At 42.4% G+C, this 22,432-nt stretch carries 25 protein-coding genes; 12 read left to right on the plus strand and 13 right to left on the minus strand.

The genetic code is table 11. The annotated features are described in order from the left end of the window. Window positions 1–15: 15 nt before the first annotated feature. Window positions 16–624: a hypothetical protein gene (locus B9T26_RS03770; protein ID WP_086198464.1), complete on the minus strand. Its 609-nt coding sequence runs from the start codon at window positions 622–624 to the stop codon at window positions 16–18. A gap of 308 nt (window positions 625–932) precedes the next feature. Here B9T26_RS03770 and B9T26_RS03775 point away from each other — a divergent pair, with 308 nt between their 5' ends. After that, window positions 933–1,196 (plus strand): PspC domain-containing protein, encoded by a 264-nt coding sequence (locus tag B9T26_RS03775; protein ID WP_086198465.1) that lies wholly within the window; start codon window positions 933–935, stop codon window positions 1,194–1,196. Between the two features lie 85 nt (window positions 1,197–1,281). Here B9T26_RS03775 and B9T26_RS03780 read toward each other — a convergent pair whose 3' ends face one another. After that, window positions 1,282–2,382, minus strand: coding sequence for an HPP family protein (locus B9T26_RS03780; protein ID WP_086198466.1), 1,101 nt, complete (start codon window positions 2,380–2,382; stop codon window positions 1,282–1,284). Window positions 2,383–3,093: 711 nt separating this feature from the next. Between B9T26_RS03780 and glyQ the strand changes: the two genes are divergently transcribed. The 6 genes from glyQ to B9T26_RS03820 all read left to right on the plus strand — a co-directional run bounded on the left by glyQ (window position 3,094) and on the right by B9T26_RS03820 (window position 9,060). Beyond that, window positions 3,094–4,062, plus strand: a complete 969-nt coding sequence (gene glyQ / locus B9T26_RS03790; RefSeq protein WP_086198468.1) for a glycine--tRNA ligase subunit alpha — start codon at window positions 3,094–3,096, stop codon at window positions 4,060–4,062. 34 nt (window positions 4,063–4,096) lie between these two features. After that, window positions 4,097–4,492: a tautomerase family protein gene (locus tag B9T26_RS03795; protein ID WP_086198469.1), complete on the plus strand. Its 396-nt coding sequence runs from the start codon at window positions 4,097–4,099 to the stop codon at window positions 4,490–4,492. Window positions 4,493–4,538: 46 nt separating this feature from the next. Continuing rightward, window positions 4,539–6,605 carry a glycine--tRNA ligase subunit beta gene (gene glyS / locus B9T26_RS03800; protein ID WP_086198470.1) on the plus strand — a complete coding sequence of 689 codons (2,067 nt, stop codon included), beginning with the start codon at window positions 4,539–4,541 and terminating at the stop codon, window positions 6,603–6,605. Window positions 6,606–7,280: 675 nt separating this feature from the next. Further along, window positions 7,281–7,670: a hypothetical protein gene (locus B9T26_RS03810; protein WP_086198472.1), complete on the plus strand. Its 390-nt coding sequence runs from the start codon at window positions 7,281–7,283 to the stop codon at window positions 7,668–7,670. 361 nt (window positions 7,671–8,031) lie between these two features. Continuing rightward, window positions 8,032–8,391, plus strand: coding sequence for a hypothetical protein (locus B9T26_RS03815; protein ID WP_086198473.1), 360 nt, complete (start codon window positions 8,032–8,034; stop codon window positions 8,389–8,391). A gap of 204 nt (window positions 8,392–8,595) precedes the next feature. Next, a complete protein-coding gene (locus tag B9T26_RS03820) occupies window positions 8,596–9,060 on the plus strand; it encodes a hypothetical protein (protein ID WP_086198474.1) in 465 nt (154 codons plus the stop codon). Between the two features lie 99 nt (window positions 9,061–9,159). On the opposite strand, the gene B9T26_RS03825 is transcribed toward B9T26_RS03820, so the two are convergent. The 3 genes from B9T26_RS03825 to B9T26_RS03835 all read right to left on the minus strand — a co-directional run bounded on the left by B9T26_RS03825 (window position 9,160) and on the right by B9T26_RS03835 (window position 11,846). Next, window positions 9,160–10,113 carry a 2-hydroxyacid dehydrogenase gene (locus B9T26_RS03825; RefSeq protein WP_086198475.1) on the minus strand — a complete coding sequence of 318 codons (954 nt, stop codon included), beginning with the start codon at window positions 10,111–10,113 and terminating at the stop codon, window positions 9,160–9,162. A 112-nt stretch (window positions 10,114–10,225) separates the two neighbouring features. Then, on the minus strand, window positions 10,226–10,423 hold the full coding sequence (locus tag B9T26_RS03830; protein WP_086198476.1) for a hypothetical protein: 198 nt from the start codon (window positions 10,421–10,423) through the stop codon (window positions 10,226–10,228). Window positions 10,424–10,565: 142 nt separating this feature from the next. Next, window positions 10,566–11,846 (minus strand): hypothetical protein, encoded by a 1,281-nt coding sequence (locus B9T26_RS03835; protein WP_086198492.1) that lies wholly within the window; start codon window positions 11,844–11,846, stop codon window positions 10,566–10,568. Between the two features lie 120 nt (window positions 11,847–11,966). On the opposite strand from B9T26_RS03835, the gene B9T26_RS03840 reads away from it, so the two are divergent. Together B9T26_RS03840 and B9T26_RS03845 are read left to right on the plus strand one after the other, a co-directional pair. Beyond that, a complete protein-coding gene (locus tag B9T26_RS03840) occupies window positions 11,967–12,749 on the plus strand; it encodes a class I SAM-dependent methyltransferase (protein WP_086198477.1) in 783 nt (260 codons plus the stop codon). A 10-nt stretch (window positions 12,750–12,759) separates the two neighbouring features. After that, the gene (locus B9T26_RS03845) at window positions 12,760–13,374 is read left to right on the plus strand and encodes a hypothetical protein (RefSeq protein WP_086198493.1); all 615 of its coding nucleotides are present in this window, start codon (window positions 12,760–12,762) and stop codon (window positions 13,372–13,374) included. A gap of 44 nt (window positions 13,375–13,418) precedes the next feature. Here B9T26_RS03845 and B9T26_RS03850 read toward each other — a convergent pair whose 3' ends face one another. The 3 genes from B9T26_RS03850 to B9T26_RS03860 all read right to left on the minus strand — a co-directional run bounded on the left by B9T26_RS03850 (window position 13,419) and on the right by B9T26_RS03860 (window position 15,797). After that, window positions 13,419–13,829 (minus strand): GFA family protein, encoded by a 411-nt coding sequence (locus B9T26_RS03850; RefSeq protein WP_086198478.1) that lies wholly within the window; start codon window positions 13,827–13,829, stop codon window positions 13,419–13,421. Between the two features lie 83 nt (window positions 13,830–13,912). After that, on the minus strand, window positions 13,913–15,115 hold the full coding sequence (locus B9T26_RS03855; RefSeq protein WP_086198494.1) for a TIGR03862 family flavoprotein: 1,203 nt from the start codon (window positions 15,113–15,115) through the stop codon (window positions 13,913–13,915). Window positions 15,116–15,122: 7 nt separating this feature from the next. Then, entirely contained in the window at window positions 15,123–15,797 is a 675-nt protein-coding gene (locus tag B9T26_RS03860; protein WP_171262926.1) for an SAM-dependent methyltransferase, read from the minus strand. A gap of 84 nt (window positions 15,798–15,881) precedes the next feature. On the opposite strand from B9T26_RS03860, the gene B9T26_RS03865 reads away from it, so the two are divergent. Both B9T26_RS03865 and B9T26_RS03870 read left to right on the plus strand, forming a co-directional pair. Next, the gene (locus B9T26_RS03865; protein WP_086198480.1) at window positions 15,882–16,067 is read left to right on the plus strand and encodes a DNA gyrase inhibitor YacG; all 186 of its coding nucleotides are present in this window, start codon (window positions 15,882–15,884) and stop codon (window positions 16,065–16,067) included. Between the two features lie 615 nt (window positions 16,068–16,682). Beyond that, window positions 16,683–16,871, plus strand: a complete 189-nt coding sequence (locus B9T26_RS03870) for a hypothetical protein (RefSeq protein ID WP_086198481.1) — start codon at window positions 16,683–16,685, stop codon at window positions 16,869–16,871. Window positions 16,872–16,905: 34 nt separating this feature from the next. Here the strand turns inward: B9T26_RS03870 and B9T26_RS03875 are convergent, their stop codons facing one another. The 5 genes from B9T26_RS03875 to B9T26_RS03895 all read right to left on the minus strand — a co-directional run bounded on the left by B9T26_RS03875 (window position 16,906) and on the right by B9T26_RS03895 (window position 21,340). Continuing rightward, window positions 16,906–17,550 (minus strand): MBL fold metallo-hydrolase, encoded by a 645-nt coding sequence (locus B9T26_RS03875; RefSeq protein ID WP_086198482.1) that lies wholly within the window; start codon window positions 17,548–17,550, stop codon window positions 16,906–16,908. A gap of 21 nt (window positions 17,551–17,571) precedes the next feature. Further along, window positions 17,572–18,585, minus strand: a complete 1,014-nt coding sequence (gene hemH, locus B9T26_RS03880) for a ferrochelatase (protein ID WP_086198483.1) — start codon at window positions 18,583–18,585, stop codon at window positions 17,572–17,574. Between the two features lie 67 nt (window positions 18,586–18,652). Then, window positions 18,653–19,681 (minus strand): DUF4062 domain-containing protein, encoded by a 1,029-nt coding sequence (locus B9T26_RS03885; RefSeq protein ID WP_086198484.1) that lies wholly within the window; start codon window positions 19,679–19,681, stop codon window positions 18,653–18,655. Between the two features lie 126 nt (window positions 19,682–19,807). Continuing rightward, complete coding sequence (gene murI / locus B9T26_RS03890; RefSeq protein WP_086198485.1) at window positions 19,808–20,680, minus strand: glutamate racemase; 873 nt, start codon at window positions 20,678–20,680, stop codon at window positions 19,808–19,810. 48 nt (window positions 20,681–20,728) lie between these two features. Continuing rightward, window positions 20,729–21,340: a DUF1285 domain-containing protein gene (locus B9T26_RS03895; RefSeq protein ID WP_086198486.1), complete on the minus strand. Its 612-nt coding sequence runs from the start codon at window positions 21,338–21,340 to the stop codon at window positions 20,729–20,731. A 188-nt stretch (window positions 21,341–21,528) separates the two neighbouring features. On the opposite strand from B9T26_RS03895, the gene B9T26_RS03900 reads away from it, so the two are divergent. Continuing rightward, a partial coding sequence (locus B9T26_RS03900; protein WP_143222992.1) for an NAD(P)/FAD-dependent oxidoreductase occupies window positions 21,529–22,432 on the plus strand: 904 nt, incomplete at its 3' end.

A 22,432-nucleotide genomic window follows, 5' to 3' on the forward strand; every position in this document is an offset into this window, starting at 1 on the left:
GGCTCCCTCTCTTCTTTAACTGAGTTTTTCTTTAAGCAAACGGTATGCCTGTTGTGGAAAGGGATTGCCTTCGGCAAAATATTGCTGGTTTAGCGCAGAAGCATGGGCAATTTTGTCTAAATCCATCACCAGATTTTCATCTTTATCAATATCATAAAAAAACTCCACCCCATTTGAGCGATGCAAAATTACCTGATGATGCTGGGCATCGTAAGACCAACGATCTTGCTGGTAGTGAAAATTAGAATCAAAGGTAATTTGTCCCAGATGAATCAGGGTACGGTGTGCTGTGCCATCAGCCAATAAATTGATGACAAAGTCACTCGTGCCTTGGTCACACTTCACAAAAGGGTCTTTGCAGCTAATGGTAATTTGATAACGCCCGATATAGGGCTGGGCATTTTGCGGCATGGTATTTTTCAGCACTGGCTCAGCTTTTTCTACTGGAACAGTCGCCTGTCCTGCAACCTGGGTCAGACTTTTCGCCTGCTCACTGGCTACTTTAGCTGAAGTTTCTGCTTTGATCTGTTTCGCCACAGAATCCTCCGGTGGTTTATGACAACCGATTAGAGCTGCTGAAACTGCAATCAAGATACATAGCTGATAATCTGCTTTTTGAAACACCTGTTCCTCCCTGAATCCTCTATTTTCTTCGGCGACTTGTACATCTGTTCAATTATTTATTGCTTAAGTCATGAGAGGCTTTTCATCATCTTGCAATACATTTCCATATTTCATTGATTTTTATTGATATAAATCAACTTTTTTAGGACAAGTGTATTTTATATCCCAAGTCTGGTTATAGTAATTATTTATTTACATAACTTAACCATTTTTTGGGGCTTGCCACTTTAAAAATGTATGGGCATCTCCATCTCTTTATTATGAGTATGTTGTTTTAACTTTTATTTTCTCATTCTAAGGAGACCTAGATGGCCAATGTTGGTTTATATCGCTCTAAGCGCCAGAACATGATTGCCGGTGTAATGGGTGGTATTGCTGAACGTTTTGGTTGGAATGCCACTTTACTGCGCGTTATTTTTATTCTTGTCTCTGTTATGAGTGCAGCATTCCCGGGGATTTTGGTTTATTTAATTTTATGGTTGGTGATACCAAAACAGCAAAATAGTATGTTTGGTCAGTCACAAGCCTATAACAACCCGATCCGCACAGTAAATTCGGATCAAAATCGCTAATACCTCGCTGAACTCTAATGAGTTCGTTTTATGCTACGACTTATACCCCAATCAGTCGTAGCTTTTTTTTTGCCTGATTTTTAGCTTATGCAGCTGCATTCAACTGCTGATTCAATGCCGCAATCATATCGGCGCGGCTAATAATGCCGACCATTTTCTGTTTTTCCACCACGGGAATATAATTAAATGAGCGCTCCACAAAATACGGCACCAAGTCCTGAATCGGCTGCTCCGGTTTCACGGTCACGACCTGTCGAATCATAATATCCTTAACCTGACGCTGCCAGGTGGTTCTTAAATCGGTGGCACGCTTAAACCATTCCACCACTTCATATAAAGCCAGGGTTCCTACCAGTTGCTGCTGCGCATCAATCACAGGCAGGCTCATTAAATTCATGTGCTTGAATTTATCCAGCGCTGAATGGATATCGTCATTTTCATTTAAGCTGATCACGTTTTTGGTCATGATGTCCTGACATTTAAACTGGCTCACACCCCGGGCATTAGCTTTCTCTTGGGCTGCCAGAATAATTTTTTGCAGGTCATATTCACTAATATCCAAAAGCTCGGTCTGCTGATCCAGCGTTGCCTGAATATCCTGCGGTTGAATGGTGACTTTTTGAGTCGGCGTTGGGTCTTTAGAACGCTGGTTGATCTGGGCCACTTGCGGATATTGTTTTCCCAGCAAGCGGTTAAATACAATCGCAATGACCAGCAACAACATGGAATTTAATAAAACCGGGTAAAAAATAAAGTGATAACCTAGCTGATGTACCGCATCCCCACCCAGTACCGCTGTAATGGCCACCGCTCCACTCGGCGGATGCAATGAGTCGGTGCTCATCATCAACATAATGGACAACCCGACCGCCACACTAAAGGCTTCGGTCAGGTTAGGAATGTACATTGCACAGGTCACGCCAATAATGCCTGCAATACTATTTCCGACCACCATATTCCACGGTTGAGCCAATGGACTGGCAGGTACGGCAAACAGCAACACTGAAGATGCACCCATCGGTGCGATATACCAGGCATTGATATCACCCAGCACCCACCAGCTAATGAGTGAGGAAAGCGCCAGTCCAAGTAATGCACCCAGACCGCACAATAGACGGTCTTTGAGGGGAAGCACTTTAAAATTGGGTTTTAGGGTATTCAGCCAGTCTGCTTTTGAGTGAAACACAGTGTGCCTATTGTGGTTTTGCCATGGAATGCAAAATTATAGAATGATGAGATATAAAGGTGTATTTATTTTCCATCTTTAAATCATTCATTTTTCTACTTATGATAAAAGCATTCATGCTTAATCAAAAAACATCTACATTTAATCAATAATTATCTAAACCCTTATCTATAAAAATGAAAAAAACATATTTTATCTTTCAGCCATTACAGCAAACCAAAGCACGAATTGCGCTGAATTTGATACTTGCTCCTATTGGCGGGATACTGATCTACACACCATTACTTTTATTTTTGCCACACAGCACAACTCCAGCATTAGATTCCCCATTTACTGTGATGAGCATGATTTTACTGCTTTTCATCACCGTATATATGTTAATCGGCTATCTTCCCTTGCTGGCATATCTATTGCTGCTCAAGCATTACAATAAATTTAATCTATTGAATATCTTGTTTGTCATATTCGTTATAACGCTAATTTTCAGCTATTTTTGTAACAGCCGTGATTTATTTAAGCCCTTTTATATGCTGCTCTTCTTTAACCTGCCGGCAACCCTATTTTTTATTTTGCTGACCCTGCGCAGCCATCGAAAAAATTTAAATCCGACTTTTAAAAAGCAACAAAGCGATTGAGCGATAACCCTTTGCCACTCTCCTACAAAATCCTTATACTTAGAGCCAATTTTTCTCTAATTTTAATGGATGCTACATGAGTCGCGCCATATCGCATATTGATACATTTCAAGGCTTAATTCTTGCCTTACAAAACTACTGGGCTGAACAAGGTTGTGTGGTGTTACAACCTTACGATATGGAAATGGGTGCAGGGACATTCCACACTGCAACTTTCCTTCGTGCTTTAGGGCCAGAAACGTGGAACGCGGCTTACGTACAACCTTCACGTCGTCCGAAAGACGGCCGTTATGGTGAAAACCCGAACCGTTTACAACACTACTATCAGTTCCAGGTGGTGCTTAAGCCAAACCCGGACAATATCCAGCAGCTTTATCTCGATTCCTTAGAAGCCATTGGTATTGATACCCTGACTCACGACATTCGTTTTGTTGAAGATAACTGGGAATCACCAACACTTGGCGCTTGGGGCTTAGGTTGGGAAGTTTGGCTTAACGGTATGGAAGTGACTCAGTTCACTTACTTCCAGCAAGTCGGTGGTGTTGAATGTTACCCGGTAACAGGTGAAATCACTTACGGTCTTGAGCGTTTAGCGATGTACCTGCAAGGTGTAGATTCAGTTTACGATTTGGTTTGGACCAAAGGTCAGTTCGGTACAGTAACCTATGGCGATGTATTCCATCAGAACGAAGTAGAACAATCGACGTATAACTTTGAATATGCCAACGTTGAAAAAATGTTTGAACTGTTCGACTTCTACGAAGCTGAAGCGACACGTTTAATTGAAGCTGAACTGCCACTTCCTGCATATGAACAAGTAATCAAAGCCTCACATAGCTTTAACTTGCTGGATGCGCGTGGAGCAATTTCGGTCACTGAACGTCAGCGTTATATTTTACGTGTACGTACTTTGGCACGTTCAATCGCAACAAGTTATGTGGCAGCACGTGCGAAGCTTGGTTTCCCAATGGCTGAACCTGAACTTCGTGATGAAGTGTTGGCGCAGTTAAAAGCACAAGTTGAAGCAGAAGCACAGCAAGGTTAATAATTTGATAAAAATAATGATAAGGAAGTGAGTTATGCCAAGTGTGACCATTGAAGTAAGACGTGAATATACAGTCGAGCAAGAAATTGCAATTATTGAAGCGGTTCAGTCTGCTTTAGTGACACACTTTAAGATTCCTGAAAAGGATAAGCATATTCGCTTTTTTAGTCATTTACCGCATCGTTTTGCCTGTCCGCCGCATCAGGATCAACCCGAGTTTTATACTCAAATTATCATTGATGCCTTTGCTGGACGCTCTGTGGAAGCAAAACGAAATCTTTATCAAGGTATTGTAGATAATCTTAAGCTGCTCGGCATTCCACCGACCTATGTCACCATTGTACTGCGTGACATTCCCCTGGAAAACTGGGGCATTCGTGGTGGTCAGGCAGCCTGTGATGTTCCTTTAGGATTTAAAGTTGATGTTTAAATCAACTACGCAGTGATACATCAACATTTAAAGAAGATATTTAAAAATGACACATACAGTTTTATTTGAATTGGGTTGTGAAGAACTTCCACCAAAAAGCTTAAAAAAATTACGTGATGCATTACACGCAGAAACGGTTAAAGGTTTAAATGATGCAGGCTTGGCCTTCGATGCGATTGAAGCCTATGCCGCACCTCGCCGTTTGGCATTGAAAATTGTCAATGTTGAAGGTGCACAAGCAGATACGCAAAAACGTTTTGACGGCCCTGCCGTTCAAGCAGCTTATGATGCAGAAGGCAAACCGACTCGCGCACTTGAAGGCTTTATGCGTGGTCAAGGCATCACCGCGGATCAAGTATCGACTTTTAAAGCCGGTAAAGTTGAAAAAGTGTGTTACTTAAAAGATGTCAAAGGCCAAAGCCTAGACGTGCTTTTACCACAAATTTTACAATCTGCTTTAGATAACCTGCCAATTGCAAAACGCATGCGTTCAGCGGCAAGCCGTACTGAGTTCGTACGTCCGGTAAAATGGGTTGTGTTGTTGAAAGACAACGACGTGATTGATGCAACCATTCAGGATCACAAAGCAGGCAACGTGACTTATGGTCACCGTTTCCACGCGCCTGAAGCAATTACTTTAACCCATGCTGATGAATACCTAGCGAAATTAAAAGCAGCGCACGTGGTGGCATCTTTTGAAGAGCGTCAAGCCATCATCGACCAACAAGTGAAAGCACTTGCAGATGAAGTCAATGCCATTGCGATTGTGCCAGCAGATCTTCGTGACGAAGTAACAGCATTGGTTGAATGGCCTGTTGCACTTCGTGCAAGCTTTGAAGAACGTTTCCTTGCTGTACCGCAAGAAGCGCTTATTACGACGATGCAGGACAACCAGAAGTATTTCTGTTTGGTAAATAGCGACAACAAACTTCAACCGTACTTCATTACTGTTTCAAATATTGAGTCGAAAGATCCGACTCAAATTATTGAAGGTAACGAGAAAGTAGTTCGTCCACGTTTGTCTGATGCTGAATTCTTCTTCCTGCAAGACCAAAAACAACCGCTTGCTTCTCGTAAAGAGAAATTAGCAAACATGGTTTTCCAAGCAGAACTCGGTACGCTTTGGAACAAGTCTGAACGTATTGCGAAACTTGCAGTAGCTTTAGCGCCGATCACTGGCGCAAACCCTGCTGATGCTGAAAAAGCTGCCCTTCTTGCAAAATGCGACTTAACCTCTGAGCTGGTGGGTGAATTCCCTGAACTTCAAGGTATTGCGGGTACGTATTACGCACGTATTGAAGGCGAAAATGATGAAGTTGCAGAAGCACTAGGCGAGCAATATTTACCTAAATTCGCAGGTGATGTTTTACCGAAAACCAAAACTGGGACAACCATTGCCCTTGCAGACCGTTTAGATACTTTGACGGGTATTTTCGGTATTGGCCAAGCGCCTACAGGTTCTAAAGACCCGTTTGCACTACGTCGTTCTGCGATTGGTATTCTGCGTTTAGTGACTGAAAATGAGCTTGATGTGTCGATTGAAGAATTAATCAAATTAGCACTCGCTGCGTATGGTGATGTACTGAAAGATCACAACAAGACTTTGGCCGATGCTGTTGCATTCCTGGAAGGTCGTTACCGTGCGAAATACGAAGACCAAGGCGTTGCAGTGGATGTGATTCAAGCGGTTCAAGCCTTATCGCCAAAATCTCCGCTTGATTTTGACAAACGCGTAAATGCGGTCAATCACTTCCGTGACTTGCCTGAAGCTGCTGCACTTGCTGCTGCCAACAAGCGTGTTGCCAACATTCTAGCTAAAGAAGCAGAGCCTACAGGTGCTGTAGTTGAAGCAAACCTAGTAGAAGATGCTGAAAAAGCATTGTTCGCTGAACTTGCAAAAATTACGCCTGTGGTTGAGCCATTATTTGCTGCCAAAGAATATACAGAAGCATTGTCTAAGCTTGCTGCTTTACGTGCGCCTGTTGATGCCTTCTTTGACGGTGTAATGGTCATGGCTGACGATGCTGACCTGAAAGCAAATCGTTTACGTATGCTTGCGCAATTACGTGGCTTGTTTACCAAAGTGGCTGATATTTCTGTACTTCAGCACTAAGTTGTAATTGAAATAAAAAGCCCGCTTTAGAGCGGGTTTTTTATTGTGAATCGTTGTCATCCGAATCACTTCCTATTTTGGATAATAAATTTATTATCCCGAGCAATAAAACCACGAGAAGTACAAATGCAAATATTCCAAACAGAATAAGGTCTGGCACATTAAAAGATTGATGTGCACTTGCTAGACTCGGCAATAACAGCAGAAAAACACTGAAACAAACTCCTTTCTTATTCATCCTTATCATTCTTTTTAGCATTATATCTCCACCTACTAACAGCGCTAGGAATGCAATCACAACTAGGATAAAGAATCCCATTACAAAAAGTTGGCCTAGTAGAATAACTCCATATGCATGTGCAAATATCAGCAGACCCAGTCATAGTACTGCCATTAAAAGTTGATTCATATTTTTCATTTTTAGTATTTAATTTTTTTAAATGGTTTGAAGTTTACTAAAAATAGTACATGCATAGAAGCTACTAAGCGATGGAAAACCTTATTAAAAGACAATTAAAATATTACTAAAAATCACTGATTTTTATAGCAACAACTTAGACATCTTTATTCACAACCCTCAAGGAACTTCGAACAAGCATAAAGTATTAAAACTATGGTTAATTCCAGTCCAATTCCCTATACTCAAACCAACAACACTCAACAAGAAAGAATCACATGAAACTTAAAATGCTTATTTTGACTGGTCTTGCGGGTATTGCTGTTACGGGGTGTACAACTACTCCTACTATTCCCACACTTGAAACGGGTGTCTTACAAGAAGTTCAAAATCTGGAAGTCTATCCAAATACCACCGACAACAAAGCCAAACTGACTAAATTCATAGACAAATGCGTAATTGAATTTACCGGCAACCTGCAAGCTGGCAAAGCCATAGAACACTGGTCATTTAAGGGCAATACCTTAATTACTGGCGGTTCGGCAGTCTTTGCCCAAGATGGAACAAGTACCGCTCAAAACTTTGACCTCAATGATGCAGCTGTGCAAAAAAACTTCCTTGCACTACGCCACCATTTTCATAAAGATGCTTTAGCACAATGTGACTAATACACTAAAGAATCACTGATTCAATATTGATTTGGTGATTCTTCTCTCCCCTTCAATAAAAAGCCATTTATTCTTTTAATTTCTATTCAAATACCGTTTATCGTTATTCATCTTAAGATGTTACATATCAATACTTTGTATCCAAGCTCATTCCTGATTTTTGAAAAAAAAATTAAAATTCAAAAACTAAAAAACAAAAGCTAAAAATCATATTCACATATTTGTCCAGATTGTTAATTCGCTGTTGCTAAAACGTTGGAATTTATTCTTAAATTCAAAATTTAGAAATTGAACCGATTAAGATAATGATCTTATAACTCGGTAAATACTCGGGTTTTATCATGCAAGGATAAATCGAGCTATGAAAACAATCAGAACAATAGTGATTAGCACTGCTGCACTTTTAGCTTGTACCTCTCTTTTTGCCAACCCCAGCACCAAAGCAACTTCAGAGCTAAAAGCCAAACCTAGTGATCAAAATACTGCTGACAAAGTGGATAGCATTAAAAAAGGAATGAATAAAACTCGGACATCGAGCAGAAACTCCCGAGAGAATACTCAAAACTTTGCCAGTAAAAACGCCCAACAAAGCAAAGACAGCAACAATTCACACCCAAGCAATATGGATATTAATGGTAAAACTCATGCAGAGCTGGATACTTACTCAGGGAAAATGCATTCAGGACTTACGATTGAAACACCAAGTCATGAGGACGAGTAAATCCATAGTTCAGCTCTTTTGGAAAAGCCCATCTCTATGGGCTTTTTTCTTGCTGGATAAATTGTAGATATATCTCAAATGTAATAAATCTGTATTAATTTCGCCACATTTCACATTTTAAGCCAAATTCACTCTTAAAATAAAATCAAACAGATCATATTGAAACGAATTGAAGTCATCGCTAAAACAGGAATAAAACCCACAATGAAAATGATGAAAACGGTATTAATAACCAGTGCAATTTTGGCCTCTACTCCCCTTTGGGCTCAAACAGCCACAACCGCTCCAGACCATACTTCAACTCATACTCAACCAGCGCCCTATGGTGATAATCCCAGCATCTTTAAAGTACTAGGCCATAAGGCACAGCAGAAGGTTCAGCATACGGCGGAAAAAGTCGATTATGGGGTACAAAAAGGCATCGCCAAAGTCAAACCAAAAGTAGAAAATGCCTGGGAAGAAACCAAAGATTTTGCTACTGAAAAATCAGAAGTGGCCAAAGAAAAAACCGAGCGAGCTGCAACAACAGTGAACCGAAAGCTGAATCAAACCAAAGATAATATTATTGGCAGTCCAAATGACCAGCCTGCACCGATTGTTTCTCGTCCGCTAAGCGAATCTTCAACAGATCAGCAGGCGGTTCCTGTACAGCAAACACCAGCCAGTTAAATATATTTAGACTCAAAATAAATACGCGTATTCAAAATATAAAGCAAAAATATAAAGCCTCTCTCTGACAGGAAGAGGCTTTATTGATTTTTATATTTCTTAATTCACCTGTCGAATTGGTTGTCCTGCTTTAAAGGCTTCTACATTTTCCACCATCTGCTGCACAATACGTTGCCGTGCATCTACACTGCCCCATGCGCTATGCGGGGTAATAATCAGGTTGGGAATATCATCAGCCAAAAGCACATTACCGTCTTTAGGCGGCTCTACCGTGAGCACATCGGTTGCAGCACCTGCAATTTTGCCTTGGCGTAAAGCATCGGCAAGCGCGGCTTCATGCACGATTCCACCTCGGGCACAGTTAATTAAGAATGCGCTCGGTTTCATGGCATCGAAGGCCTGATGATCTATCAGGTCTCGGGTATCTTCCGTTAAGGGACAATGCAAAGTTAAAAAATCGACCTGTGGCAGCAGTTCGGCAAAAGGCACACGGCTCGCATCGCCAGGACGGTTCGGCAATGACCCGACCAAAACCTTCATCCCAAAAGCCTCAGCCAGTTTGGCTACCGCCTGCCCCAGTTCACCATAACCTATAATGCCCAAGGTTTTGCCGGCCAGTTCAATGATTGGGAAATCCAGCAGACAGAATTGCGACGCTTTATTCCATTGTCCCTGTTTCACTTCCCGATCATATTGAATTAACGAGGTTGCTAAAGCCAGCATCAAGCTTAAGGTGTGCTGCGCCACTGCGGCAGTGCCATAACCCTGACAGTTGCACACCACAATGCCCTGCTTACGTGCCTGAACCAGATCAATATTATTGGTGCCGGTTGCGGAAATTAAAATCAGTTTCAAATGAGGACATTGCTGCATGGTCGCTGCATCGACCACGACTTTATTACTGATAATGACCTCTACCTCTTGCACACGCGCGAGTAGCTGTGCCGGAGTCGTCATTGGAAACAGTACCAACTCATCAAATCCAGCTTCAAGCTGACTGAAATCCAGATCATTTTTATCCAGCGATTCATAATCTAAAAATACGGCTTTCATGCTGCTTTCCTTGGCTGAGTTTGATGAATATCTAAAAATTATTGCCCAGACATTAAAAGCCAGTTTTACATTCTTTTTCAACCAAATTTAAAGATTAAAAATACAAAACCCACTATTTAGTGGGCTTGTTGATATGCAGTTGAATAGACCTGCGAATTTCATAAAACACATAGATTGCCAGGACAAAAACCAGAAGCAATCCCCCGCCCATAATCATGTAAGTCGAATCCGGACTCTGGGCAAATGTTAAAGTAGATACTGTGCTAGACAGCAGGGTTAAAAGTACAGCCGGTAGAAAATCCAGTTTCATCCTTAGCACCTGTTATTTGTTTATTATGTGATTTTGGGCAAATTGAACTTGCCTTATATGTCTATCTTAGACCGATTTAAAGATAAAGCAAGTGATCAAAATTAAAACAAATTAGGGTGTAGTCCAACCCTGTCCGCATATGCTATAGGGCTGCTACCGCTTCAGGCTGGGTGATAAATTGCGCCGTTTCCGGAATATCTTCAACAAACTGATGGCTGCCATATTCGTTATTGCTCAAGTTTAAATGCTTATAACTGAGCAGGTAATAATCACTGTATTTTTTAATCACCAATGGATGCATGCCCAAGGTCAAAGCTTCCTGTTCCTTGAACAGCTTCATCACCTGCCGGTCATTCATGGCCACAATATAACGTTCATCATTCAATGAAATTTGTACCAATCCACTGCCTTTGGCAAAGATAGGAATCAGAAATTTATGGTTCAAGGCAATGGCACTGGCGGCATAGCTTTCAATTTTCTGGCTAATCACATTAAATACCAAGCCATGACCAAAACAGTCCATTAACTGGCTACGATTTTCCTGCGGTAAATTGACCTGTATGCCCAGTTTCAGTAAATCTTGCTGACTGACCTGTTTATTGCGCAGCAATTCCCTGAGTAAATTGTGCTTGAGCTTGGCATCAAAAAACTGGCTGTCCAGCTGCAAATCATTATTGACCAGAATGGAACCTAAGGCATTGCGATGTCGGGGCAACAGATTTTCAATGACTTTGCGATAATAAAACTTGCTGTTCTTTTTCACCTGACGGATTTTGCGATAAAAATAGCTGGCATCAAACTTGTGCAGCAAAAAGTCATGCAGCAATTCCGAGCTGGCCAGCACGGCAATGGCATCATGTCCAGTAAAAGGTAAATTCAGGGTCTGAATTTTTGGCAGTACCTGTTCAAGTTTTAAATAATGCGCACGGTCTTCCGGGCAATAGGGATCATAGACCACAATATATTCACGTTCAGCCGCAACATCCTGTGGCTGAATGTGCATATTGGCATTCTGTTCAGCATGAAAGAACATGTTATAACGTGGGTCTTCGACATCTTCCGGATCGATGGAATACTGTGGCACCAATGCCACCACGCGTTTTAAATCCAGCAGGTTGGAATACTTGATCACCGCATATCCACCCATGGAACCGCCATAACCAATGCGGGTTTTAAACGGCGCAATCAGTTCCTGAATCTGGGCAAACATCTCGCGCATCGAGCTTTCAGGAAACCAGGATTTCTGCTTGGGCATAATGCCAATCACATTAAAGTGATATTTATGCAGGGATTTTTCGGCATTAACCGACAGCCCTTTGGCCCGCGTAATCAGGTCGCCAAAAGAGAAAATCAGCTCATCCGATGAGCCTTTGAGAAAGATTACACGAATTTGTTCGTCTTCAAAAATAATGTGTTTATCCATTTCCACACCGAAGCAAATCGGCCCTTTATCAGAATCAATATAACAAATAGACACCTTGCCTATTTACGAAAAGCGACTATGTTATTTTATAGATGCCAAGAAGATTAAAAAGCGCAAAATATGACACAATCACTTCATCCTGCTGCTCAAAAAGGCTTCAGTTCTGCTGCTGAACTTTATCAGCAGGTTCGCCCAAGTTATCCACAAGACATCGTCCATTGGCTGCGAGATCAGCTGCAACTGGATGAACAGTCGCAGGTGATTGATCTGGGTTCGGGCACTGGCAAATTCTTACCTTATTTAAAACCACTCACTTCACACATTATTGCCATTGAACCCATACAGGCCATGCTGGCACAGTTGCAACAGGCCTATCCTGACATTCAAACCCTACAGGCGTCGAGTGAGTATCTACCTTTAGCAGCGCATAGTATAGATGCAGTGATTTGTGCACAATCTTTTCACTGGTTTGCCAATCTTGAGACTCTAACGCAAATTCATCAAGTGCTCAAACCGACCGGACATCTGGCACTGATCTGGAACCAGCGTGATGTGCAGGTAGACTGGGTCAACGCTTTGGCAGAACGTATTCAACCCTTAGAGGGTAACACACCGCGCTATCATAGCGGTCAATGGAAACAGGTCTTTGAGCAACAAGCGCTGTTTCAGCTCGCGCATAATCAAACCTTTCAGCAGCAACACATCGGTACAGTGGAACAGGTGGTCTCTAAACGTTTGCTCTCCACCAGCTTTATTGCAGCAATGTCAGAACATGAACAGCGGCAGTTAAAAGCCGAATTTGAACAGATTGTTTTAGCGTACACAGGCAAGCATCCACAAGATGAAATTGCATTTCCCTATGTGACCTATGCCTATGACTTTAAAAAAATTGATCAGAAATAAAGGAACCATCATGATAAAACTTCAACTCAAACACTTTGGTCTTCCTGTTTTATTGTGCTCAAGTGTATTGCTGAGTGCCTGTGATCGTCATCAAGATACCGCATCTCAAAACGATAAGATTCAGCCTGAAGATAAGGTGATGCAGGAGCTGGTTACAGAACCGGTTAAAGAATTTAAAAAAACTCCAGATGACCAACACGATATTGCCTTGCTGACTGACTTTGACCAACGTTTTACCCAAATGAGTGACCAGATGGAAGATGAACTGGTCAAAATGGAGGAGCAAGGTTCCCTGACTGATGAATTTGCGCATAACCGTAAACGCGACAACATCCGCTCGGCTTTATACATGCTCAAAGAACTGGATTTAAAAACTGAACAAGGACGCTATATTCAAGGCCTGATGGCGGGGTATTGGCAGGCTCAAGCCAAACTTTATGATCAGCACAAAGATAAAAAAGCAGAACCAATTAAAAATTCAGCAGATCAGGTCAAAGACCTGGGCGAATTTTTACATGCTCAGGAACAGCTGGAACACTGGCAATCTCAATATCCGCAAATGAACCAAGCCGAAACAAAAAAAGCTGAAGTAGCTAAATCCGAGACCACCCTATCTGGCTACTAAAATTTGGTCCATAAAAAGTCTGTTAATCACAGGTTTCACCATAACTAAGGCCGCTCATCATATTGTGGCAGGCCATCACAGATGGTCTCCCACTCGGCTTTGGACGCCACAAAAATATGTTGGGTCGGCTTTTGTTGCAACGGTGTATCCAGCGTGCCTATTCTCAGGCGATACAGATCAGGCGTTTCGGTTTTAATACTGATAATCGGTGAGCCACAATCGGCACAGAAACAGCGCTGTGTGGTTTCGGTCGACTGAAACCTTTTCAGTAAATGCTCCCCTTGCACAATCTGAAAATCGGCTTTTCGAATCGGTGCATTGCTGGCAAAAGCGCTGCCATTGGCTTTACGACAGCGCTGGCAATGACATTCTATGATGTCGCCAATTTCACCCCGAATTTCATAGCGTAAACCGCCACACAAACAGCTTCCGGTATATTGTTTTGCTTCTGACATAGCGATGCATTTTTTTATGATGACTGAGTATGCAAATTAGCATGCTTCCCATCACAGTTCAAAACCTGCCCAATCATGCGCTGCTATTTTTGTGCAGCCAGATAAGCATGCACGCCCTCACCTGCAGCGCGACCTGTGGCAAAACAGGCAGTGAGCAAATACCCCCCAGTCGGCGCATCCCAGTCCAGCATTTCTCCACAACAAAACACATGCGGATTAGACTTTAATTGCAACTGTTCGGACAACACGTCTCGTTTCACCCCACCTGCACAGCTAATTGCTTCTTCAATCGGGCGGAATCCTGTTAAAGGAATCGGTAGCTGTTTGATCTGCTGCGCTAAAGCCAGCGGATCGTTCCATAGATGTTTCGCCACCAGTTCACGCAGCAGATTGGCCTTAACCGCATCCAATCCCGCCTTACGCCAGACATTGCTTAACGATTGCTTTTTGCTTGGCTGTAATTTTTTCGCCAATTGTTCCATGCTTTGTTCGGGGATTAAATCCAGATACAGCTGCATGGTTTGACTCTCTTTGAGCTGCTGACGTAATGCCCGCCCCTGCTTATAGACCAAGCCACTTTCCAGACCATAATGGCTAATCACAATATCGCCCATGGTTTTGGTTTGTCCCTCTACCCAGGCTTCGACACGCTTTAAAGGCTGACCAAATACCGGCTGCATAAACTTGGACCAGGCATGTTCCACCCCGGCATTACTGGCCTGAAAGGCTTCAATGTCATGCGCAGACAGCCACCGCTGCCATGCCCCATCGCTGCCCAGTTGTGACCACGATACCGCCCCACAGGCCATGATGATGGCATCAAAGCTTTGCTCGATAATGTCCTGATTAAGCAGGTTTTTGATACTAAGGGTTGCGCCATTTAAATTTAAACATTGATGGCGATAATGAAATTTTATCCCTTGTTCAGCCAGGCGTTTGAGCCAGGCGCGCAGTAGCGGTGCGGCTTTCATTTCTACCGGAAACACCCGGCCTGACGAACCTATATAGGATTCAATCCCCAAGCCTTTCATCCATTTCTGAATCCAGTGGGCATCCCATTTTTTTACCCAAGGCGCCAGCCATTCCGCCTGATCATAACGCTGAATAAACTGCTCAACAGGCTCGGCATGGGAAATATTCAGTCCGGTTTTACCCGCCATCAAAAATTTGCGTGCAGCAGACGGTTTTTGTTCATAGACATGAATCTCGTAGCCGTATTGGCTCAAGACTTCTGCAGCCATCAACCCTGCGGGGCCTGCCCCAATAATTGCAACACGCTTTTTCATCAGCGACTTATTCAACATCTTTAACATCGGTTTCTGATGCTACAGCTTGAACAGCATTTTGGCCTTGTAAAGGCATAAAATCATCAAAGCGCGTGCTGTAGCCTTCAGGTTTGCTGATGATCAGTTGCTGACACAATTCACCACGCTGCAAATATTTAATTTCAAAATGGGTACGTGCCGATGTGCCTGGAATCACTTCTTTAACAAAAGGTAATTTCCAGACTTCGATTAACTGCTGCTGTGCTTCTGTAATATATTTAGGAATATTACTGGCCAACGTGACTGTACCGCCGACCTGTAAACGTGACAGTAAAAATTCAAAAAATGGCATGTTTAACCAGCGTTGCGCCGGGTTATGCGGTTCAGGATTCGGATAGAGTATAAAAAATTGCTCGACTTGAGCAGGCAATAACGAATGCACAACCCAGGGCATGGCATCGGCATGAATCGCCTGCAAATTGCTTTGTCCTTCCAGGTCATGCTGTTTTTGCATGGCCAAATATTTTTCACGCGTGCGCTCAATAGCAATCAATTTTTTTTCAGGATTTTGAGCTGAAAACAGCAAGGCATGTTTACCTTTGCCGGCACCAATTTCCACACAAACTGGATCTGGGCGAATCATTTGAAAATCACGAGGCGCATGCATACGCTGTGCTTGAAATTGACGAATTGGCATAATCAGATCAAACTAACAAAAATCCGCTCAAGTCTAGCAAGTGCGACTGTATTTGCCTAATTGAATCCTTATTTTTATTCGGAGAATAAGATGCCCCGTACTTTTCCATGTCCACGATGTGGCAAACCGACCATCTGGGAAGGCAATGAATTTCGTCCTTTTTGTTCAGAACGTTGCAAAATGATTGATCTGGGGGCTTGGGCCAATGATGAATATAAATTACCAACTCAAGATGCGCCACAGGCAGATAATAGTGGCGAACAAGATGATTTTTAATCTTGCATAATCAGCATTAAAAGCTCTTCTAGAGGTTGATAAAATGTATTTATCAACCTTAATCAAATGGATTGGAAAGCATTTTCTTATATTCTAAACCTAAAATAATAATACACAAAATCAGAAGGATACCAATCGCCCCAATGAACATATCATGACTATAAAAACCAAAACCTGAACATATACATGACAGAATAATAAATATACACAGCACTATTTTTGTAAATATTAGCTTCACAAATCCCCCCAACAAAAAAGAATAATTATAAATCACGTGATCTAATCAACTTTTTATAGAGAAAAGGGGAATTTGTCCATTTATTTGTACTAAATTTGTTCTTATTTTTTTCAATATGTAATCAAAATACATTAAAAAAAACGATTAAGAAACACTCTTTTACACATGTTAAATTTTCTTATTGATCGATAAAAAAGGATAACCAGCGCTCACTTTTTAAACTATAATGACTTTATAATAATACCAATAAAATTTTTCCTACAACTGAATATTTAAAAACAATACAGCTTAGCGATAAAGCCTAAAAACGATAAAAACGATAAAAACGATAAAAACGAACAATTATAAATCTTAAAAACTATAAAAAGGAGAATTCCATGACGGGTCTTTGGTGCTTAAGAATTCTATTTTTTCTGTTTGTCGGCCTAAGTATTATTGGCCTGATTTTTGGAATTTATACCCATGATGGCATTATTATTTCGATTGGCATTTTATTCATTCTTGCAGCCATCATCATTGCACTGGAATTAAAACAGCTGCGCAGTGGACCCTTTCACCGAGATTGATGAAACTAATTCATCAATCTCTTACAGGAATGCATTAACCCGCTTTACCTGCAACAAAAGGATTATGCTGTTTTTCAAAACCAATGGTACTTAAGGGGCCATGACCTGAAATAAACTGGGTTTCATCGGGCAAACTAAAACATTCACGCTGGATGGAATCTAATAATTGCTGATGGTTGCCTCGTGGAAAATCGGTACGTCCAATCGATCCCTTGAACAACACATCCCCTGTCCACAACAGACCATAATTTTTGTTATAGAACATCACATGACCCGGAGTATGCCCCGGGGCAAAACGGACTTCGAATTCCTCTGCTCCCAGCTTTAAAACTTCTCCGCCTTCGAGCCATTGAGTCACTTCTACTTTTTCTGGAATCGGGAAACCATAACGTGCCGATACTTCCTGAATCATATCCAGCCAAAAGGCATCTTCCTTATGTGGCCCGATCACCGGAACATTCCAGAGCTTGCTTAAATTACCCACTGCCCCGGCATGATCCAGATGTCCATGGGTTAACCATAAGGCTTTCACCTTGAGTCCCAAGGCTTCCACCTCGGCTTTTAATTTTTCAGGCTCACCGCCTGCATCAATCAAAATGGCTTCTTTGGTTTCCGCATCCCAAATAATGGAACAGTTTTGCTGAAATGCCGTGACCGGAACAATTTTGACTTGCAGCATGATAGTGAAACCTCAGGGAAATTAATGAGCGAATGTTTGCTTTAATCCATCAAGATTAGCCTGAAGCATCAGATTGAGCAATTGCAAATGATCTTCACGGACATTTAAGGCGGGAATATAACTGTAACTTTGCCCACCAACCGATTTAAACAATTCGGCATTTTGAATTGCCAGTTCTTCCAGGGTTTCCAGACAATCTGCAGAGAAGGCAGGACTCATGACCTGAACAGATTTCACCCCTTGCTCGCCCCATTGTTGAAGTAAAGCATCGGTATAGGGTTTTACCCACTCCTGTTTTCCAAAACGCGACTGGAAACTGATGGCCCATTGATCTTCTTTCAAACCTAAAGCTTGTGCCAATAATTGTGCAGTCACGCGGCAACGATCGGCATAAGGGTCGCCTTTATCGGCATAGGGCTGAGGAATCCCGTGGAATGACATCAACAGTTTTTCTGGCTGGCCATGGACTGCCTGATAGTCTCGGACACTTTGTGCCAAAGCCTGAATAAATGCGGGATGCTGATAATAATCCCGAATGATAGACAGGCCCGGCAAATTACGTTGCGTCAGAATCCACTTTGCTACGGCATCATATAAAGGTGCGGTTGAGGTGGCTGAATACTGCGGAAATAAAGGCAATAAAATCAGATGATCTGGCATATCCTGTGACAAGCGTTGTAAGGCAGCCTGAATACCTGGATTACCATAGGTCATGGCAGGAATCACATCGAGGTCAAATTCAGGATACTGTCCGCTTAATGCCTTTTTTACTTCAAGCACTTGATTGAATAGCACTTCACGCATGGGTGAATCGTTCTGCCACACCATCTCATAAGCGTGTGCCACACGTTTGGGGCGAAATGGCAGAACAAACAGACGTAAAATGATTTGCCAAATCGGCTTCGGGATTTCAATGACACGCTGGTCAGAGAGAAATTGTTTCAGAAAACGACGTACCGCAGGGGCCGTGGGTTCGTCTGGCGTACCCAAATTGGCCAAAATAATAGTGACTTTCGTTTTAGGTGCAGAAGACATCAAAACCCTTTTCCAATATAAATGTACTGCTTTACTTTAACAGCTTTCTGCACTTTCTCTATATGGATTAAAACGCAGATTTAAATTGAAAAACACGATCATTATCAAGCAAATTGCTCTCAAGCAGCTTTTGTCCTTTGAGGGTCAATTGCCAGAGCATCCGTTGACGGTCATCCCGGCCTGACTGAATAATCCAGTCATTTTGACGCATTTGCATTTTAATGCTGTGTAAGGCACGAATATTGATTTGTGCACGGGCAACGGCATGCGCACGTGGCATTTCCATCCGGGCATCGGCCAGCCCTGTATCATTCAAATAGTCATTGATGCATTTGGAAAAATATTCTTCTGGCGTTGGATTTTTAAACATGCTGCCTAAAATGGCAAGTAACTGCGCCCAAGTCAGTTTCTTCTCAATTTTCAGCTCTTTAAAATTACCATCTTGGTAGGCATGCATACGATATTCAAATGAAAACAATTCATTCATGGAAACTTTAGGCAAAGACAGGAACGGGTCTACTTCCCGTTTTCCGACTTCCGTTTCAAGCTGTTCGATTTTGGCTTTCAGTTGATCAATCTCGTCATGTAAAGATTGAGTGTTCTGCGGTCGAACCCATCCCGATACCGGATAGCGCTCCAGCATTTGTGGCATGTTAAAACGTACTGCCATTTCCAGATCACGGATGCTGCGGTAAGTAAAAACCTGATCCACTTCTTGCTGTAATAATTTACGGAATTCTAAAAATTTTTCACGTAATTCAGGCTTTTGATCATGTAAAGATTCATCACGTGATGCAGGATCATCATGCATAAACACAATAATCGGTTTCTGTTTGGTGACTGCATAAATATATTCCAGATGCATATAACCTACACCTGACACAGATTGTTCACCATATTGACTGCCCACAAGTAGCACCACATAGTCACAATCATCAATCTGACGACGTGCAAATGCTGTACTTAATGGCGTGCGCTGTTCTAATCCCCAAGAAAAGAAACCCATGCCCACTAAAGTTTGAGCTAAAACAATGCGTTCCGGCTGCATTTCACTGCCAGAAGTAGAAATAAAAACCTGATAACGCTTATCGAGCATTGGTTATCCTCTTCCAATTGCTTATTACATTCTGACTAACACATTTCTGGGTAATCACAATGTAATTCAACGACCCCAATATAAAATTTTTTAATATATTTCAAAAGACTAGCTGCATTTGTTTATTTATTCAACACCAATATTGCGAATATCCCAAGTCAAATCCCCTTGAATCAGGTACTGCAGCACAGTTTTTAAATTTTCTGCATTATTGCCACTGACATAGCACTCGATACGTAAGCCATTATTTCGATCTTGCTCAAATAATAATTGATTTTTGATCAAAATACGGGCTGTTTGTCGCGCAACTGCCAGTCCAGAGTCAATTAATGTCAGTTTCTGACCAAATATAGACTGAATTGCAGGTTTTAGGAAGGGATAATGTGTACAACCCAAAACTAAATAATCGGCACCCTGATCGACCACAGGTTGCAAAATTTCTTTTAAGGTGATTAAACATGCCTCGCTCATCTGTGCGCCACTTTCTACAAAAGGCACCAGATCCAGACAGGTCACGGGCATAACCTTTACATTGGCGGGAAGAGCAAAACGCTGTATGACATCTTTAATCAGCTGACCACGAAAGGTAGCAGGCGTGGCAAGCACAGCCACAGTTTTGGATTTAGTTTGCAGAACGGCCGGTTTCAGTGCAGGTACCAAACCGATAATAGGAAAATTTTCTCCATAATGATCACGTAAATAATCCAGACTAAATGCGGAAGCGGTATTACATGCGACGACTGCGACTTTACATCCCTGACGATACAGCCATTCAATGGCATGCGCGGTAAGCTCACGAATATCCTGATCCTTACGCGGCCCATAAGGTACATGCGCAGTATCTGCATAATAAACAATACGTTCTTTGGGTAAGTGTCTGGCAATTTCTTGCGCTATAGACAAACCACCTATTCCAGAATCAAAAATCCCGATGGGTGCATCAGCTTGTGCCTTGGGCATTGGGTCGATTAAAGGGTAAATAGGATGAATGGCTGTCATCGTTTCACTTTCAGCAGTTCAAGAAATCGGAAGATCAAAGCTTAAACCTCAGGTGCCTAATTGCAAGTGAAAATCGCCACTTTGTAGCGTTAAAATGGTTTCATTTTTGTCATTTTCAAGGAGCTGTCCCATTTCAATTAAATGAAAAAAAGCAGAACGTTGAATTAAAGCATTGATGCCAAATCGCACATGCACATATGGACGCAATTCACTTGCATATTCACGCATAAAAACGGGATGCGACTGATCCATAATCACAATGTCTTGCGTGGTTGTGGTGAGCTGGATATAACGTTTACCATCAATCTCGACCCGATCGACCTGATTGACAAATAAAGGCTCATCTTCCACCTCAATTTCAATCTGCTCCACAGGTGTTTTTAAATAAAATTTGCCCTCTTCTTTCCAGAGTACGCTCGAGAACAGGTCAATCATGGCTTGACGCTTGATCAATTGACCTTCGTGCCACCATTCTCCATTGGCTTTTACCTTCAAATCCATTGCCCCACAATGCTTTGGATGCCATTGCTCTAGTGGTGGAATTGACCTTTTGTGACCGGTCTGTGCATCTTTTAAGTATTGTGCAATACCCATTAAATTTTTATCATCGGGAATAGCTACTTTTTTCGTCGGATTTGGTAAATTATTTTGATTAATCATAGCTAAAGACCCTGCTGACGGAAAAATAATATGATTCAGCCAATTGGCTAGATCAAGCTTTAAAACTATACTAGCCCACAATATAAAAGACACGATAATAAAATTGTGTCTGGGCATCAAGAACACTCATGGCAGCACCGGATTAAATGATCGCGGTTGCCACCTTCTAATACTATGAGGAGTCCTACATGGAACACATCGAACGTGAATCGATGGAGTTTGACGTCGTAATCGTAGGCGCAGGACCGGCCGGTCTGTCTGCCGCCATCAAGATCCGTCAACTTGCAATTGAAAACAACCTGAACGATCTGTCGGTTTGTGTCGTGGAAAAAGGCTCTGAAGTCGGTGCGCACATCTTGTCTGGTGCGGTGCTTGAACCGCGTGCCATGAATGAACTGTTTCCTGACTGGAAAGAACAAGGTGCGCCTTTAAACGTTCCGGTCACGGAAGACAAAACTTTCTTCTTATTGTCAGATGAAAAATCCCAGGAAGCGCCGCACTGGATGGTGCCAAAAACCATGCATAACGATGGCAACTATGTCATCTCCCTCGGCAATGTGGTGCGCTGGTTAGGCACTAAAGCCGAAGAGCTGGAAGTGTCGATCTTCCCAGGCTTTGCTGCTGCTGAAATTCTTTATCATGAAGATGGTTCAGTAAAAGGCATTCAAACCGGTGACATGGGCATTGGCAAGGATGGCGAACCGACACATAACTTTACTCCGGGTTATGAACTGCATGCCAAATATACCATTTTTGCCGAAGGCTGCCGCGGTCACTTGGGTAAACGCCTGATCCAGAAATTTGACCTGGCCAAAGATGCCGATCCGCAGCATTACGGCATCGGGATTAAAGAACTCTGGGAAATCGATCCGGCCAAACATAAACCAGGCTTAGTGATGCACGGTGCCGGCTGGCCTTTAAACGAGACCGGTTCCTCAGGTGGCTGGTGGCTGTACCACGCGGAAAACAACCAGGTGACTTTGGGCATGATCGTAGACTTGTCCTACACCAACCCGCACATGTATCCGTTTATGGAAATGCAGCGCTGGAAAACCCATCCTTTAATCAAGCAGTATCTGGAAGGCGGCAAGC

It is taken from the genome of Acinetobacter sp. ANC 4169, assembly GCF_002135355.1.
Lineage (GTDB): Bacteria > Pseudomonadota > Gammaproteobacteria > Pseudomonadales > Moraxellaceae > Acinetobacter.

Bases quoted from the DNA above. Each gene is read 5' to 3' on its own strand.
- B9T26_RS03775 (WP_086198465.1), top strand. From the start codon at position 933: ATGGCCAATGTTGGTTTATATCGCTCTAAGCGCCAGAACATGATTGCC.
- glyQ (WP_086198468.1), top strand. From the start codon at position 3,094: ATGAGTCGCGCCATATCGCATATTGATACATTTCAAGGCTTAATTCTT.
- B9T26_RS03795 (WP_086198469.1), top strand. From the start codon at position 4,097: ATGCCAAGTGTGACCATTGAAGTAAGACGTGAATATACAGTCGAGCAA.
- glyS (WP_086198470.1), top strand. From the start codon at position 4,539: ATGACACATACAGTTTTATTTGAATTGGGTTGTGAAGAACTTCCACCA.
- B9T26_RS03810 (WP_086198472.1), top strand. From the start codon at position 7,281: ATGAAACTTAAAATGCTTATTTTGACTGGTCTTGCGGGTATTGCTGTT.
- B9T26_RS03815 (WP_086198473.1), top strand. From the start codon at position 8,032: ATGAAAACAATCAGAACAATAGTGATTAGCACTGCTGCACTTTTAGCT.
- B9T26_RS03820 (WP_086198474.1), top strand. From the start codon at position 8,596: ATGAAAATGATGAAAACGGTATTAATAACCAGTGCAATTTTGGCCTCT.
- B9T26_RS03825 (WP_086198475.1), bottom strand. From the start codon at position 10,113: ATGAAAGCCGTATTTTTAGATTATGAATCGCTGGATAAAAATGATCTG.
- B9T26_RS03830 (WP_086198476.1), bottom strand. From the start codon at position 10,423: ATGAAACTGGATTTTCTACCGGCTGTACTTTTAACCCTGCTGTCTAGC.
- B9T26_RS03835 (WP_086198492.1), bottom strand. From the start codon at position 11,846: ATGGATAAACACATTATTTTTGAAGACGAACAAATTCGTGTAATCTTT.
- B9T26_RS03840 (WP_086198477.1), top strand. From the start codon at position 11,967: ATGACACAATCACTTCATCCTGCTGCTCAAAAAGGCTTCAGTTCTGCT.
- B9T26_RS03845 (WP_086198493.1), top strand. From the start codon at position 12,760: ATGATAAAACTTCAACTCAAACACTTTGGTCTTCCTGTTTTATTGTGC.
- B9T26_RS03850 (WP_086198478.1), bottom strand. From the start codon at position 13,829: ATGTCAGAAGCAAAACAATATACCGGAAGCTGTTTGTGTGGCGGTTTA.
- B9T26_RS03855 (WP_086198494.1), bottom strand. From the start codon at position 15,115: ATGAAAAAGCGTGTTGCAATTATTGGGGCAGGCCCCGCAGGGTTGATG.
- B9T26_RS03865 (WP_086198480.1), top strand. From the start codon at position 15,882: ATGCCCCGTACTTTTCCATGTCCACGATGTGGCAAACCGACCATCTGG.
- B9T26_RS03870 (WP_086198481.1), top strand. From the start codon at position 16,683: ATGACGGGTCTTTGGTGCTTAAGAATTCTATTTTTTCTGTTTGTCGGC.
- B9T26_RS03875 (WP_086198482.1), bottom strand. From the start codon at position 17,550: ATGCTGCAAGTCAAAATTGTTCCGGTCACGGCATTTCAGCAAAACTGT.
- hemH (WP_086198483.1), bottom strand. From the start codon at position 18,585: ATGTCTTCTGCACCTAAAACGAAAGTCACTATTATTTTGGCCAATTTG.
- B9T26_RS03885 (WP_086198484.1), bottom strand. From the start codon at position 19,681: ATGCTCGATAAGCGTTATCAGGTTTTTATTTCTACTTCTGGCAGTGAA.
- murI (WP_086198485.1), bottom strand. From the start codon at position 20,680: ATGACAGCCATTCATCCTATTTACCCTTTAATCGACCCAATGCCCAAG.
- B9T26_RS03895 (WP_086198486.1), bottom strand. From the start codon at position 21,340: ATGATTAATCAAAATAATTTACCAAATCCGACGAAAAAAGTAGCTATT.